The sequence below is a fragment of the Companilactobacillus keshanensis genome (assembly GCF_003946205.1).
Taxonomy (GTDB): Bacteria; Bacillota; Bacilli; order Lactobacillales; family Lactobacillaceae; genus Companilactobacillus; species Companilactobacillus keshanensis.
Genome location: NZ_RHOS01000010.1, coordinates 33,841 through 48,817, shown reverse-complemented (window position 1 = coordinate 48,817; position 14,977 = coordinate 33,841). Strand labels below are relative to the sequence as shown.

The window sequence follows — 14,977 nt, the reverse complement described above, 5'->3', positions numbered from 1 at the left end:
CATTAATGAGGAGGAGACATTTTGGTTTCAAGAGATAGTTTCATTGAAGATAATAAATCTGAGTTTGAAGGTTTGTTCAAAAAACTTATTGGACTTAAAGGTGTTAGTGCCACAGGCGAAGGTATCAACGAAACAATTATATTGTTGCAAGAAAAATTAAAGGATCTGGGAGCTCATGTAGAAGTAATTCAAACTGCGGGATCACCTACCATTTTGGCTGAAATAGACGGCCAAAGTGATCGCACAGTCTTGTTTTATGGGCATTACGACGTTATGACGCCGGGAATTAATGCTGATTGGGATACAGATCCTTTTACTTTGACCAAAAAAAATCATCGCTTTTACGGTCGAGGAGCTGGCGATAACAAAGGACAATTGTTAGCACAAATTTTAGGATTGTATGTGTATAAACAAGTTAATGGTAGTTTTCCTTTCAATATTAAATTTTTGATTGAAGGCGAAGAAGAACAAGGTAGCAAGAATTTACCATTCACTGTTAAAGAATTGGCTGATAACAAATTGAAGGATGTCGATTTAGCCATAGTAGTCGATGGTTCCTTTAATCAATCCGGACAGCACGTTTTGCGATTAGGTAATCGTGGTGCATTAGGATTTCAAGTCACCGCCAAAACAGGAACCCAGGATAATCATTCCGGAAATCTGGGAAATATCATGAAGAATCCCGTGCTGGTATTGATGGAATTACTACAAAAGATTTACGATTTTGAAAATGACAAAGTTTTGATCCCTGAATTTTATGATGGAGTTGAAGATCCTAGTCAAACAGAGATCGATTGGATGAAACAATTGCCATACGATAAAGAGTCAATATCTAAACAGACCGGCGTCAAAGACCTTCCTGAAACTGGCTTGGAATATTATCAGAAGTTGATGTTTAGACCAACATTTAATATTTCAGGAATCAGGGCAGGTTATACGGCTAAAGGAATGAAGTCAATTATTCCCCATACCGCTGTTATGAAAGTTGAAACACGATTGGTCGGCAAACAGGATATAAAAGAGATCCAGATTGGTATCAATAATTTCCTTCAAGATGAGATAAACAACGGGGATATCAAGGTTCACTACTTGGTCCAAGTACCTCCATGCAAGACTGCTTCTGATGATAAAAATATTGAACCACTGGTTAATGCCATTAAAGAAGCAACTGGTTCAGGATTGATTGAACCTACAATGCCGGGAACGGTTCCAAATTACGTATGGTCAGATATTTTGAAAGTACCTGTGTTTACCATTCCATATGCTAACTTTGATCAGTGCAATCATGCACCTAACGAAAATATCACTGAAAAAGCCTTTTATGATGGAATTAAAATTTCTTACGAGTTGCTAGAACGTTTGTAGAGTCGCTGTTGCGACTCTTTTTTTATATATTAGATATAAGTATATATAGGTATAAGTCTTTACTTAAATAAAAATATTTGTTATCGTTTATATACACGGTTAGATCCACCGAACCCACTTTAAGAAAGCGAGGTCTTTGATGGACAGAAAAAACTATCAAATATACTTACAAGAATTAAAACAAAAAAATAAGATTCAAGATTTTGAACAGGGTCTTTCGACTAAGGAAGCTAATAACCGTCTAGAAGAATTTGGACCAAACAAACTGGAGTCAGAGAGGACTCCTAAATGGAAAATGTTCTTTAGACAATTCAATAATATGGTGATTTATGTGTTGATAATCGCTGCGATCATCACATTGGTGTTGGGACATTACTCTGATTCGATCATAATCGGATTGGTAGTTATCATTAATTCGTTGATCGGATATTTCCAAGAGGCCAGTGCTTCCAATGCTTTGGAAAGAATCAAGGAAATGCTATCGATCAATGCGACGGTATATCGTGATGGTCAGAGAAAAGAAATTTCGGCTGAAGATCTGGTTGTAGGGGATACGGTTTTTCTTGAGGCGGGCGACAATGTTCCAGGGGACCTCAGAATAATCAATTCTGATAACTTGAGGGTTCAAGAGTCTTCTTTAACAGGTGAAACTAATTCGGTTGAGAAAACTGCTGAAGTTATTTTTAATGATGCACCTTTAGCAGAGCAGACTAATATGGCATTTGCATCGACGGCGGTTACTAAAGGTAGTGGTTTAGGATCAGTTGTAGCTACGGCTGAAGATACTGAAATTGGGAAAATTTCTTCAGAAGTAAGCTCAGTAAAGAAACGTAAGACACCCCTAATGCAAGTTATCGATAAACTTGGTACGAATGTATCTTACTTTATTGTATTTGCAGCGATTGTAATTTTCTTTATGGGCCTATTCTTTGATGTATATTCGATCTCCGTTCTGTCAATGGCAGTGGTATCAATGGTTGTAGGAACTATCCCTGAAGGATTGCCTGCAACAACTTCGGTTATTTTGGCTAAAGGCGTTAACGATATGGCAAAAAATCAAAATACCATCATTAAAACTTTACCAGCCGTAGAAACGTTAGGTTCAGTTGATGTTATTGCAACGGATAAGACAGGTACGCTGACTAAAAATGAAATGACAGTAACGGATATTGTAGTTGATGATGAAGAATTTCAAGTAACTGGTATTGGTTATGAACCTAAAGGTGATATTGTTCAGAACGATCAATCAGTTGAAATAAATGAACAGATGCAATTGTTTTTAGAGTCAGGTTATCAGGCAAATGACACACATTTAAATAATGAAGATGGTAAGTGGAATATTGCTGGTGAGCCAACCGATGGAGCCTTCCTAGCGCTTTATCATAAAGTTTTTCCGCATGGTGAAACGACTAACTATAAAAAAATTGATGTATTGCCATTTGATTCTGATTTCAGATATATTGCTCGACTAGTACAAAAAGATAATCAAAACTATTTATTTGTAAAAGGTTCTCCAGATAAATTATTCCAAATGGCCAAAAATTTAGATGAAGGTTTTAATCAAGAAATGTGGTCGAATCGAGTGAAAGGTTTTTCAAAAGATGGTAAACGTGTGATTGCCGTCGGTTATAAAAAAGTTTCAAATGAAACGACAAACATAACGCATGACCTCATAAATAACGGATTGAACTTCTTAGGACTCGCAGCTATCATTGATCCTCCAAGAGAGGAAGTTATTGATGCATTGAAAGAAATTCGTTCCGCTGGTGTTGAAGTTAAAATGATCACTGGTGACAGTCCGATCACGGCGTCTGCTATTGGCGAAAAACTCGGTTTGGCTGATAAAATTAGTGCAATTACAGGTCCACAATGGGATAAGTTGTCAGAAGAAGAACAAATTATTGCGGCTGACGAGAATCAAGTATTTGCCAGAACAACTCCGGGAAATAAGATCGAAATAATTGAAGCTTTACAGAAAAATAATAAGGTAACAGCTATGACTGGGGATGGTGTAAATGACGCGCCAGCTCTGAAACGTGCTGATATCGGGGTGGCAATGGGTATCAAAGGAACTGATGTTGCCAAAGATTCTGCTGACATGATTTTGACAGATGATAATTTTGCGACGATTTCTAAAGCTATTAGAGAAGGTAGAAGAATTTTTGATAATATCAAGAAGAGTATTTTATATCTTCTACCGATCTCCTTTTCAGAAGGGTTGATCATTGCCTATGCAATAATGACAAAAAGTGATATTCCCTTACATCCAACACAGTTATTATGGATAAACATGGTATCAGCAGTTACGATTCAATTTGCCTTGACGTTTGAACCAGCTGAATCTGGGATCATGAAACGTCCGCCCAGAAAGACTGGTTCGAAATTGATGAGTCGACATGACTTATTCCAAGTAACCTATATTTCTATTTTGATGGCAGTAGTTAGTTTAGTGATAGATGCTTTATTACGTGGCAATGGTGTCAGTGCAGTGATTTCAAGCACGACGATGGTCAACGTGTTGATCATGGGCAAAATATTTTACTTATTCAATATTCGCTCCCAGAAATCAGCCTTTTCAAAGAACTTCTTTTCAAATCCGAAGGCTTTCTATTTTGTAGGCTTGATGTTGGTACTACAGGTTATTCTGACTTATGTTCCATTTATGCAAGGAATTTTCTATACAGGTTCACTTGGAATAATGGAATGGGGCTTGGCGATAATTGGTGGATTTATAGTGTTGATTGTTGCCGAATTTGATAAGTATATTCGTAATTTGAAACTTAGAAACCAATTTCAAGTTCTAGATTAGAACTAATATTAGTATTTCTGGTCAAATCATAATTTAAAAAGGTGTCATACATTCGTTAGATTATTATCTAATAATTGTATGACACCTTTTTGATTATAGAAACCAATCACGAATGTGATCTTTAATAACTTGCTGGGATTTTTCGAATAACGTGGGCTGATCTGAATTATTTATTTCATCATAAAGACTGGAATTAATTTTGGTAAGTATACTAGTAAGTTGATCCAATTCTTCATCAGATAATACATTTAAAAATTCAGGAACTTTTGACGATTCAGTTGTAGCCATTTTACGTCCTGAATCAGTTAATCTAATAATTGTCATTCGCCGATCTTTAGTAGATTTCTCTTTTGTGACTAGATTCTTTTTAACAAGTTTATTTACGAATTCTGCGGTTGATTGTGCGGTTAAATCAAGTCTTGTGGCTAATTCTTTTTGTGAAAGGCCATCATTTTGCGACAAAGCTATTAAAATTTTACCTTGTCCCTGAAACATAGATTGTCTTTCGACATTATCAGAATCTCTATGGGCAATGTTATCCGCGACATGGCGGACCATGCCGAACTCGATTAGCTTACCAGCAGCATTCTTTTGTTTGAGTAAATTTGGCATATGATTTAACCTCCAAACATTATTATACTGGTTGATTTAAAAAAAGATAGTCAGGTAGCCTGAATAAAATTCTTGCAAATTTAATCAGGTGCCCTTACAATAAAATCAATCAGGTAACCTGATTAAAAATCGAAAATAACGAGGCAACAAATAATGTCAGTCATTAATGCAATTGAAGTTAGTCATTTAACAAAAAAGTTTGGTATTAAAACCGTAGTAGATGATGTTTCCTTTAACGTTAAACAAGGTGAGGTATTTGGATTATTAGGACCCAATGGAGCCGGTAAGACCACAATTTTACGAATGATGACAACATTACTGAGGTCTAATAGTGGTAATGTAAAAATTTTTGGTCACGATACGTTGAAAGAAGGAAGACTTGCACGTTCAATGTTTGGATTGACCGGACAATATGCTTCGATCGATGAAGACATTTCTGCTCGAGAAAATTTAATGATCTTTTCTCGATTAAATGGACTGTCTCGATCTAATTCTAAACGGCGAACAAATGAACTGCTGGAAGAATTTTCATTAGTCACTTCTGCGGATAAAGCACTTAAAAATTTCTCAGGTGGGATGCGGCGAAGATTGGATCTAGCTGTTAGTCTTATCACCCGTCCGGCCTTGATTTTTTTGGATGAGCCGACTACTGGACTAGATCCTCGTACTAGAACACAAATGTGGGATACGATCAAAAAATTAGTAGCTCAAGGGTCAACTGTTTTACTAACGACTCAGTATCTCGATGAGGCCGACCAATTGGCAGATAGAATCGCAGTTATTGATCACGGTAAATTAATAAAAATTGGAACACCTACAGAACTTAAGCAACAAGTAGGTGGTACCAGCTTGAACTTCACTGTAAAAGAAATTGATCAAGTAGATACAGCGGTTAAGTTAGTTAAAGATGAATTTGATACATCTATTCATCAGAACGATCAACAAATAAATATTAAATTGAAAAAAATCGACCAACTGACACCATTATTGGTTAGTTTACAACGGGCAAAAATAACCATAAGTAACTTAACAGTTCAAGAACCATCTTTAGATGATGTTTTTATGGATTTGACTGTAGGGAAAAATTAAGAAAGCAGATGATCAATTATGGATGTACAAACACATCGTGGAAATTTAATAATGAATACAACAACTATGGCTTATCGTAATTTACTAAAAACAATTCATGATCCGGATAGATTTATGGACGTTATAATTCAACCAATTATGTTTATGCTAATGTTTGGATATTTATTTGGAGGAGCAATTGCTGGCAATGTCAAAAATTATTTACCTACAATAGTTCCCGGGATATTGATTCAAACAATGCTCTCCGCTGCTTCTGGTTCCGGATCGCAAATAAGGGAAGATCTGGATTCAGGCGTATTTGATAGATTTAAGTCGTTACCGATGGCACATATTGCACCTTTGGCTGGGCAACTTTTCGCTGATATTTTGCGCTTGGTAATTGCCACCGTAACGTGTTTAACAACTGGATATTTAATGGGATGGCGTCCAGTTGCTGGATTCGGATGGATCGTCGTAAGTGGTTTACTTGCCATATTTACTGGATGGGCTATATCTTGGATCTTTGCATTATTAGGATTGCTGGCAAAGAATGCAACGACTGTCCAAAGTTTTTCATTGATAACTATGATGTCCTTGTCTTTTTTATCAAATGCCTTTATTCCCATCAAAACTCTTTCAAAAACAATGCAAGTTATCGCATATATGAATCCTATAACTTATGTCATTACTGCAATTAGACAAATTTTGGCAACAGGTAGTTTGACGCATGAAGCACTGTTAGTACTTATATTTGGATTTGGAATCGTTATGATATTTGCTCCATTAACAGTTTGGGCGTACGATCGTAATAATTAGATTTAATGTTGGAACAAAAGTAACCTAAAAATGGTTCTAAGTAGAAATCTTAAATTCTACTTAGAACCATTTTTGTACACTGAAAATAATAAAATATTTTAACAAGTAGTGGTCTATGACTGACTACTTTGTATAAGTTCTTATCTTAGGTGGAACATAGCTTTCCATAAAACTATGGATCTGATCTAATGAATCTGAGAAAAGTAATTTTTCTCTATCTTCAGAACTTAAAAAGCCTTTATTTGTCATTTGATCAAACATATTCTTTAATGGATCGTAATAACCATTTACATTAAAGAATGCACTGGGATTTTCGTTATCACCGAGACGTGCCCAAGAAAAGGCCTCGATGATTTCTTCCAATGTTCCTGGTCCGCCGGGGAGGGCGATGCAACCATCAGAAAGATCTAACATTCTTTTCTTTCTAACTGACATATCTGAGACAATTTGTAGTTCACAATCTTCAAAAGCAGTTCCGCGGTCAAATAATTCTTGAGTGATAATTCCATGAACATAACCGCCTTCTGAACGAACTTCGGTGGCTAACATTCCCATCAAACCAACTCTGCCACCGCCATAAATTAGTTCTAAGTTATTTGAAACTAGCCAGTCGGCTAACTCTAAAGTTGCGTCTTGATAGATTTTTTCATTTCCACTTGCTGCACCACAATAAACTGCAATTCGTTTCACGTTATGATCTCCTTTATGAAAACTGTTGTGAAGGTATTTTAGCATATGATGTCAAAATAGTGAAAATGTATATGCAATCACAATTAATTATTTAGAAAGTAATAAATCTACTAAAGGTTCGGCATCAATTTTACCTAAGTTAGCAGCAATATCGACACTGTTAAGGCTGGCAATCAAGGAATCTTTGTCGAATTTAGTATTGATCAAGGCATCTTCAAGAACTGAAGGTTTACCACCAGTAATGAAGTCACCATAGATTTTAATATTTGAAATTTCATTGTTGTCATTTAATGAGAAGTTGAAGGCAACAGTACCGATATCAAAATGTTTTGAAACATAGTTTGTAAATCCTGGATTCTTACCGTAATTCCATTCATCAGTATCATATTTTGCGGCTAGACGAGAATCAATAATCTCCCAATCGTGATCGGTCAAAGTGTAAGTTTCAATATCGTCTAACGAGTCAGCCTTGAAAATACGTTTCAATAATTCAAGTTTGAAATGATCAGCATCCATACTCTTAAATGGTTCATCTAAGTATTCTTTGATATTAGTGATACGACTATTAACTGATTTAACACCCTTTGATTCAAGCTTATCTTTTTCAGGTGTTAGAACTTCACTGGCTGTTTGCATATCAAGATCGAACATCAATGTACCACCAGCAGCATATGAATCGCCAACTTTAAACATAGTCATTCCGGAGAACTTTTTACCATCGATAACAATGTCATTTCTACCACGCATTTCAGCACCAGTTGCACCCATGTCGTGTAAAGCATCAATAATAGGTTGAGCAAAGAAATTGTAATCACCAAAGTGATCGTCGTTACCAATAATAATGTTTTCAAAAATCATATTTCCATAATCATGATAGACAGCACCACCACCAGAAGTACGTCTAACCAATTGAATATTCTTCTCTTTTAAATAGGGAAAGTTTACTTCAGCATAGGCGTTTTGGTTCACACCAACGATAACTGAAGGATTGTTGATATACATAATTAAACCGTGACCTTTTAGTTTCAAGTCATTTACTAAATAGTTATCTAATGATTGATTAACAATAGCGTTGTAAACAGGTTTCTTATTTTTGGATGTATCAATGAAGAACATCTAATCACACTCCCTTTAAAAATTATGACACGTTTCAATTGTAAGCCTTAACAAGTTAAAAGAAAACGTGTTTTAATTTGATATGGATTCTGTTACCCTTAACTTGAAAACTGAATTGGAGGAGAGAAGATATGACTGATCGTTTGGAAGCATCTGCATGCACGTCAATTTTAGTTGGCAAAAAGGCAAGTATGGATGGCTCTACCTTGATTGCAAGAAATGAAGATAGACATGCCGCAATTGAAGGCAAAAGACTTATTGCTCAACCTGCTGTTTCAGGTCGTAAGGAAACCTATGTTTCACCTTATAATAAGTTAACAGTTCCAATGCCAGAAAACGGCTACAGATATATTTCTATGCCTAACTTAGATCAAACTGCAGGACCTAATGAGGAGAATGGTTTTAACGAGAAAAATGTTGGTGAAAGTGCAACTGAAAGTATTTTTGCTAACGAACATGTATTGGCACTAGATCCGTTTATTAAAAACGGTTTAGCCGAAGATTCCCTATTAACATTAGTATTGCCATTTATTGATTCCGCAAGAGATGGCGTTCGTTACTTAGGTGAATTGGTTAAGAAATACGGTTCAGCTGAAGGTAACGGAGTTCAATTTAATGATAAAGATGAAGTTTGGTATATGGAAATCGTAACTGGACATCAATGGGTAGCCGTACGTATCCCTGATGATTGTTACGCCGTTACAGGCAATCAAACATCAATTCAGAATATTGATTTCAATGACTCCGCTAATTATATGTGGGCCGATGGAATTCAAGAGTTTGTTAAAGACAACAACTTGAACCCCGATTTTGAAGGTTTCAACTTCCGTCGTATTTTTGGTACAGACACAGAATTTGACCGTCACTACAACACACCAAGAGTTTGGTATGCACAAAAATACTTTAATCCATCAATCGAACAAGATCCTGAATCATCAGATATGCCATTTATTCGTAAGGCAGAATTCAAGATCACACCAGAGGATATTCAATTTATTTTAGGATCACATTACAATGAAACAAAATTCGATCCACTAGGTACAGGCTGTGAAAAGGACAAGCATATCTATCGTTCAATTTCTCTAGCACGTACAGCTCAATCACATGTATTACAAATGCGCGATTCAAATAAGAATGGTGCCGCAGCCGTTGAATGGGTTTCATTAGGTGTTCCATCATTTTGCCCATATGTGCCAGTCTTTGGAAATGTTACTGATATTGATTCATCATACAAAGACGTTCCAGAAAAATTGGATCTCAAGAGTGCCTATTGGATATATGAAACATTAGCAATGTTAGTTGAATCACATTATAAAGAATTTATTCAAGATGACATCGACTATAGAAAAGAATTATCAGAGTGGGCACATAGAAAGATCGACGAAGTCGATAAAAAAGCCGTTACAATGTCAGGTGACGAATTAACAAGTTACTTAACAAAGCAAAATAAAGAAATCGTAAAGCACTACAACGATAAGACTAAAGAATTAATGGCAAGCCTTGTAACTAAAGGAACAGAGTTATCTAAGTTACAGTTTGTTAGCGGACAATGGCTATAAAACAGAGAGCGGAACGAGGCGATCAGCTTCTGAGCATTACTTAAGGATAGCGAGAATGGTGGGTTTAACCATTATTGCTATTCGTAGTAAGCGCAGGGAGTTGCCTCGAGTAGCTCGTTTAAGAAGGTAGGTAGGCGATCAGCTTCTGAGCATTACTTAGGATAGCGAGAATGGTGGGTTTAACCATTATTGCTATTCGTAGTAAGCGCAGGGAGTTGCCTCGAGTAGCTCGTTTAAGAAGGTAGGTAGGCGATCAGCTTCTGAGCATTACTTAGGATAGCGAGAATGGTGGGTTTAACCATTATTGCTATTCGTAGTAAGCGCAGGGAGTTGCCTCGAGTAGCTCGTTTAAGAAAGTCGGTAGGCGCTTAGCTTCTGAGCATTAGAATATTAGTTACACACTTAAGCATTATAAATAAATTGAATGTATCTTTAATTAGATACGTTCTTTTTTTGTCAAATAATAGTGAAAAAACAGTCTTAAAACGTCGATATAAATATCTGTGATTTTTTTCACACATTCTGTTGTTTTCGGCTCAACCAAGCGGTAATATGACTAAGGAGCGGTAAATTCAAAGGCTATTTTGAGTGAACATATGTCTAATAAATTTATCTAAAATGGGGAAATGATTTGCCAGAAATATGAAATAAGGGAGTAAATTATGAAAGATTTACGTTTTAATAGTGTTTTTGACATTATAGGTCCTGTCATGGTGGGACCAAGCAGTTCGCATACAGCTGGTGCGGCTAGAATTGGTAAAGTAGTACGCAGTATTTTTGGTGAAGAGCCTGAAAGAATAACGATCGACCTCTATGAATCGTTTGCTAAGACCTATCGTGGTCATGGAACGGATGTGGCAATCGTCGGAGGCTTATTAGGCATGGAACCAGATGATGAACGATTGGCTGATTCCCTAAAAATAGCTTATGACAAAGGAATAAAAGTTGCCTTTGTACCTAAGAGCGATAAAGTTGATCATCCTAATACAACCAAAATAACAATGGTCAAAGGAGATCGTAAACTGACTGTTACAGGTGTTTCAATCGGTGGTGGTAATATTCAAATTTCTGAGATCAATGGTTTCAAAATTTCTCTAAGCATGGGTACACCAACTTATATAACGATTCACCAAGATGTTGCGGGAATGATTGCCAAGGTAACAGATGTTTTTTCTAGTCGTGATATAAATATCGGTACAATGACTGTTACTCGTGAGTCAAAAGGCGAGAAAGCTATTATGATTATTGAAGTTGATGATCGTAAAGATCATGAAGAGATTTTGAAGAAGTTGAAATCATTAAAAAATATGGACAATGTTACGTTCTTTGAATAGGAGGATATATTATGTTTTATACAGTTAAGGATTTAATTGAACAAAGTCATGACTATCCTTCGATCGCGGATTTAATGATCACTGTCGAGGCTGAAAATACCGGACGTAGTAAGGATAAGATCCGTTCTTTGATGGAACGTAATCTTGAAGCTATGGAGCATTCTGTTAAACAAGGAATAGCAGGAGTGAAATCGGTTACTGGTTTGACGGGCGGGGATGCCAAAAGAATGGATGCATATATAGATGACGGTGATTTCTTGAGTGGTAAACCGATTCTTGAAGCTGTTAGAAATGCCATTGCGGTTAATGAAGTTAATGCCAAAATGGGCTTGATCTGTGCAACGCCAACTGCTGGTAGCGCCGGAGTTTTGGCCGGTGTTTTAATGGCAGTGCGTGATCGTTTAAAGATGACCAGAGATGAACAAGTAGATTTCTTGTTCGTCGCCGGTGCATTTGGTCTTGCTATTGCCAATAATTCATCAATTGCCGGCGCTGAAGGCGGTTGTCAGGCAGAAGTAGGGTCAGCTAGTGCAATGGCTGCAGCAGCCTTAGTTTGCGCTAAGGGTGGTACTGCAGATCAAGCAGGATATGCAGTTGCAATAACTTTGCAAAATATGATGGGCTTGATCTGTGATCCAGTAGCTGGATTGGTTGAAGTTCCTTGTGTTAAACGAAATGCTTTGGGATCATCTCAAGCAATGATTTCTGCTGACATGGCTTTGGCAGGAATTAAGAATGTTATCCCAGTTGATGAAGTCGTTGAAGCAATGCATCGAGTTGGACAACAGATGCCATCGATTTTTAAGGAAACTGCTGAAGGTGGGTTAGCAACTACACCAACGGCTTTGAAATTGAAGAAAGAAATTTTTGGAGATTAATAATAGATAATTTAACCAGGAATATGCCGAAAAATATAAATCGGTATATTCCTTTTTTTATTGCCATGACAATTTGTCATTTAAGCTTGTCATACCAGCATATATAGGAAGAAAAGCACTTTACAAAAATCTTTCGTGAAATTTTTCATAAGTTCTTTTATAACTCTTGTGACATTTTGAGGTCTATAATGAATATTGGAGAAGTCCCGAGTAGGGCTCAAAATCAATGAAAGGTAGCGAAGGTATGCGGGGATATAAAAATTCAGAAGAATTAATTGACCAAATAAAAGAGAGTTATCATAAATTCATTGATGAATATCAGGGCATTACAGATGGTGTTGCAGATGACAGAATAGAACAAGTTGAGAAGACACCACGAGAAATGCTCTCTTATCAAGTCGGGTGGATTAATATGATTCTTTCTTGGGAAAAGATGGAAGAAGGCGGTGGAGAAATCACAACTCCAACACCTGGATATAAGTGGGATCAAATGCGTGAGTTGTACCATGATTTTAATTTAAAATACGGTTCTGATGGTTTGAACAATGAAGAAGAAGAACTCAAAAAGGTCGTTACAGAATTGATCGCTTGGGTAGATCATATGTCTTCTGACGAATTGTTTAAACCTGGGGAAAGAAAATGGGCTACAACAAAGGCAATGTGGCCAGTTGCTAAATGGATCAGGATCAATACCATTTCACCATTTACTAACTATAGCCGTCAGGTTAGAAAATGGAAAAATTATAATTTAAGACAAAGAGCATAGTTGTTGTGTTTCCGAAATCTCTTTGTTTATATGTATACAAAATAATATCTCCATGGTAATCGGATTTTTATCTGAATACTGTGGGGATTTTTTGTTTTCAAAATATAAAATGAAATCTAGCCAAAGGATGAGAGTAATGGAAGCAATTGTGAAAGTGGAATTACCCTCGTCCTTTGGTGGCAAAACCAAAAAACCACCAAACCCAAAGGTTTGATGGCGTAAATTTTATTGGAATAGGTCGATCATAAAGTAACCGATAGTTCCGATAATTATCAACATTGTAAAGTTAATGATTGAGAATGCAAGTAAATACTTACCAGGATTCTTTTTAAAGAAGAATTTGTATTGTTTGAAAGCTAATAAGTTAGCCAATGAAGCAACGACAGTTCCCAAGCCACCAATATTTGTACCTAAGAAAATGGCATGAACATAAGTAGAAAACTTGGAAACTAAGATAGTAGTTGGAACGTTACTGATAAATTGACTGGTAATGATCGAAGTTAGATAAGCACTCGTTCTTGTTTGAATGAATCCGGACAAATGGCTTACGATCTGCGGATCACGGTTAATATTTCCAACCGCGACGAAGAAGCACATGAAAATCAACACGATGGAGTAGTCAACCGATTTTAGAATATTTGGATTTATAAATACTACTAGCAATAAAGCTGCTATCAATGATCCCCACATAGGGATAACTGAGAAAATTCCTAGGAAAATAATTATTGTAACGAAGGCCGAAAGAGCCAAACTAGGGATATTCAATTCAACTGGAGTCAATTCTGATAACTCGATTTTATCCTTTGGAAAGAAACGAGTTAGTCCAAAAATTGCTAGAAAGTTGACAATAGTTATTGGTGCCGACATAACGAAGAATTGCATGATCCCTAAATTATAGTGAGTCAATAAGAATAGGTTATGTGTGTTACCAAAAGGAGTGAAAATACTTCCTAGGTTGGCTGCCATAGCTATGATTATGACTGGATAGATCGGATTTATCTTTATGTGCTTAGATAGTTCGTAGAATAATGGTACTAATGTCAAAATAGTAACATCATTTGTTAAGAACATAGCTCCGAAGAATGCCAGTGATGCCAAAGTTAGCATCATTTGTTGTGTGGTCTTAGCTTTGTTAGTTAAGTAAGACGCATAATACTTCAAGAAATCTAGATAATCATAAATTTGAATGATTATCATCATTGAAAGCAAAGACGCAATCGTCTTCCAATTTATATCCATTAGTCGCGGTGGACTGATGAAAATTGAGGTAAGGATCGCCGCAGTACCGGCGATCCACAGCACCTTATCTGAAAATACTCGTTTCAAAACTGACATTAACGTTTCCCCTAATAAAAGAAATACCTCTAACTAGTATAAAGAATATTTGTTGTTTGAAAAAGGTAAATATGTAACTTTTTAATATTTTACTGCTTAAATCTTAAATTTTAAGAAAATATTCCCTATTAAAAACCTTATTCATTGTAACTTAGTTATACTAGATAGCAATAACAAGGAGGTAGATAAAATGTATCTATTATTAATACTCTTAACGTTTATTGTTGGAATTGCCATTGCCACAGTATCATTCAAAGCTAAGAAAGAATCATTATATTACCTTCTTCTATAGACAGGGACAATGATGTTCTTTTTAGGAATTTATATGGTGATTCCTCAATAAAAGTAGTGCGTTTTTAAATTCATCTTGGTATAATTCTCTTAATTTAAATGTGGGGGAAACGCTTATGATGAAAATACGCATAGCGCTTTTAATTTTAGTATCAATGCTCATAACAATTACTGAAATGACAATTAATCCGATGTTCTACTTAGGAAGAATTTTTTTGGCGTTTTCAGTAGCGGTTGCATTTTTTGCAGGGTTTAGTTTTATAAAAGCAAATTGGCGATTTAATAAAGAAGATGACGATTTACCTGATCCAGAATAAATTAAAAAGGTCACGTATTTG

The 14,977-nt window shown here is 36.1% G+C and carries 13 protein-coding genes; 9 read left to right on the top strand and 4 right to left on the bottom strand.

Annotated features, from left to right (window positions below; genetic code table 11):
* The first annotated feature begins 21 nt into the window (after window positions 1–21).
* Together EKM64_RS06910 and EKM64_RS06905 are read left to right on the top strand one after the other, a co-directional pair.
* A complete protein-coding gene (locus tag EKM64_RS06910; RefSeq protein WP_125676971.1) occupies window positions 22–1,365 on the top strand; it encodes a M20/M25/M40 family metallo-hydrolase in 1,344 nt (447 codons plus the stop codon).
* Window positions 1,366–1,504: 139 nt separating this feature from the next.
* Window positions 1,505–4,174, top strand: coding sequence for an HAD-IC family P-type ATPase (locus tag EKM64_RS06905; RefSeq protein ID WP_125676969.1), 2,670 nt, complete (start codon window positions 1,505–1,507; stop codon window positions 4,172–4,174).
* Window positions 4,175–4,267: 93 nt separating this feature from the next.
* On the opposite strand, the gene EKM64_RS06900 is transcribed toward EKM64_RS06905, so the two are convergent.
* Window positions 4,268–4,786 carry a MarR family winged helix-turn-helix transcriptional regulator gene (locus EKM64_RS06900; protein WP_125676967.1) on the bottom strand — a complete coding sequence of 173 codons (519 nt, stop codon included), beginning with the start codon at window positions 4,784–4,786 and terminating at the stop codon, window positions 4,268–4,270.
* 153 nt (window positions 4,787–4,939) lie between these two features.
* Here EKM64_RS06900 and EKM64_RS06895 point away from each other — a divergent pair, with 153 nt between their 5' ends.
* The gene (locus tag EKM64_RS06895) at window positions 4,940–5,875 is read left to right on the top strand and encodes an ATP-binding cassette domain-containing protein (protein WP_125676965.1); all 936 of its coding nucleotides are present in this window, start codon (window positions 4,940–4,942) and stop codon (window positions 5,873–5,875) included.
* Window positions 5,876–5,893: 18 nt separating this feature from the next.
* Window positions 5,894–6,670 carry an ABC transporter permease gene (locus EKM64_RS06890; protein WP_125676963.1) on the top strand — a complete coding sequence of 259 codons (777 nt, stop codon included), beginning with the start codon at window positions 5,894–5,896 and terminating at the stop codon, window positions 6,668–6,670.
* A 123-nt stretch (window positions 6,671–6,793) separates the two neighbouring features.
* On the opposite strand, the gene EKM64_RS06885 is transcribed toward EKM64_RS06890, so the two are convergent.
* Complete coding sequence (locus tag EKM64_RS06885; RefSeq protein WP_125676961.1) at window positions 6,794–7,360, bottom strand: LOG family protein; 567 nt, start codon at window positions 7,358–7,360, stop codon at window positions 6,794–6,796.
* An 87-nt stretch (window positions 7,361–7,447) separates the two neighbouring features.
* Window positions 7,448–8,476: a lipoate--protein ligase gene (locus EKM64_RS06880; RefSeq protein ID WP_125676959.1), complete on the bottom strand. Its 1,029-nt coding sequence runs from the start codon at window positions 8,474–8,476 to the stop codon at window positions 7,448–7,450.
* A gap of 131 nt (window positions 8,477–8,607) precedes the next feature.
* On the opposite strand from EKM64_RS06880, the gene EKM64_RS06875 reads away from it, so the two are divergent.
* The 4 genes from EKM64_RS06875 (at window position 8,608) to EKM64_RS06860 (ending at window position 13,013) form a co-directional block, all read left to right on the top strand.
* Window positions 8,608–10,035 (top strand): C69 family dipeptidase, encoded by a 1,428-nt coding sequence (locus EKM64_RS06875; RefSeq protein ID WP_125676957.1) that lies wholly within the window; start codon window positions 8,608–8,610, stop codon window positions 10,033–10,035.
* A 662-nt stretch (window positions 10,036–10,697) separates the two neighbouring features.
* Entirely contained in the window at window positions 10,698–11,369 is a 672-nt protein-coding gene (sdaAB, locus tag EKM64_RS06870; RefSeq protein WP_125676955.1) for an L-serine ammonia-lyase, iron-sulfur-dependent subunit beta, read from the top strand.
* 11 nt (window positions 11,370–11,380) lie between these two features.
* Entirely contained in the window at window positions 11,381–12,247 is an 867-nt protein-coding gene (sdaAA, locus tag EKM64_RS06865) for an L-serine ammonia-lyase, iron-sulfur-dependent, subunit alpha (RefSeq protein ID WP_125676953.1), read from the top strand.
* 226 nt (window positions 12,248–12,473) lie between these two features.
* Window positions 12,474–13,013, top strand: a complete 540-nt coding sequence (locus tag EKM64_RS06860; RefSeq protein WP_125676951.1) for a ClbS/DfsB family four-helix bundle protein — start codon at window positions 12,474–12,476, stop codon at window positions 13,011–13,013.
* A 225-nt stretch (window positions 13,014–13,238) separates the two neighbouring features.
* Here the strand turns inward: EKM64_RS06860 and EKM64_RS06855 are convergent, their stop codons facing one another.
* Window positions 13,239–14,348 carry an SLC13 family permease gene (locus EKM64_RS06855; RefSeq protein WP_125676949.1) on the bottom strand — a complete coding sequence of 370 codons (1,110 nt, stop codon included), beginning with the start codon at window positions 14,346–14,348 and terminating at the stop codon, window positions 13,239–13,241.
* Window positions 14,349–14,755: 407 nt separating this feature from the next.
* Here EKM64_RS06855 and EKM64_RS06850 point away from each other — a divergent pair, with 407 nt between their 5' ends.
* Window positions 14,756–14,956, top strand: coding sequence for a hypothetical protein (locus EKM64_RS06850; RefSeq protein WP_125676947.1), 201 nt, complete (start codon window positions 14,756–14,758; stop codon window positions 14,954–14,956).
* Window positions 14,957–14,977: the final 21 nt, after the last annotated feature.

Bases quoted from the DNA above. Each gene is read 5' to 3' on its own strand.
- EKM64_RS06850 (WP_125676947.1), top strand. From the start codon at position 14,756: ATGATGAAAATACGCATAGCGCTTTTAATTTTAGTATCAATGCTCATA.
- EKM64_RS06905 (WP_125676969.1), top strand. From the start codon at position 1,505: ATGGACAGAAAAAACTATCAAATATACTTACAAGAATTAAAACAAAAA.
- EKM64_RS06900 (WP_125676967.1), bottom strand. From the start codon at position 4,786: ATGCCAAATTTACTCAAACAAAAGAATGCTGCTGGTAAGCTAATCGAG.
- EKM64_RS06880 (WP_125676959.1), bottom strand. From the start codon at position 8,476: ATGTTCTTCATTGATACATCCAAAAATAAGAAACCTGTTTACAACGCT.
- EKM64_RS06890 (WP_125676963.1), top strand. From the start codon at position 5,894: ATGGATGTACAAACACATCGTGGAAATTTAATAATGAATACAACAACT.
- EKM64_RS06875 (WP_125676957.1), top strand. From the start codon at position 8,608: ATGACTGATCGTTTGGAAGCATCTGCATGCACGTCAATTTTAGTTGGC.
- EKM64_RS06860 (WP_125676951.1), top strand. From the start codon at position 12,474: ATGAAAGGTAGCGAAGGTATGCGGGGATATAAAAATTCAGAAGAATTA.
- EKM64_RS06895 (WP_125676965.1), top strand. From the start codon at position 4,940: ATGTCAGTCATTAATGCAATTGAAGTTAGTCATTTAACAAAAAAGTTT.
- sdaAB (WP_125676955.1), top strand. From the start codon at position 10,698: ATGAAAGATTTACGTTTTAATAGTGTTTTTGACATTATAGGTCCTGTC.
- sdaAA (WP_125676953.1), top strand. From the start codon at position 11,381: ATGTTTTATACAGTTAAGGATTTAATTGAACAAAGTCATGACTATCCT.
- EKM64_RS06855 (WP_125676949.1), bottom strand. From the start codon at position 14,348: ATGTCAGTTTTGAAACGAGTATTTTCAGATAAGGTGCTGTGGATCGCC.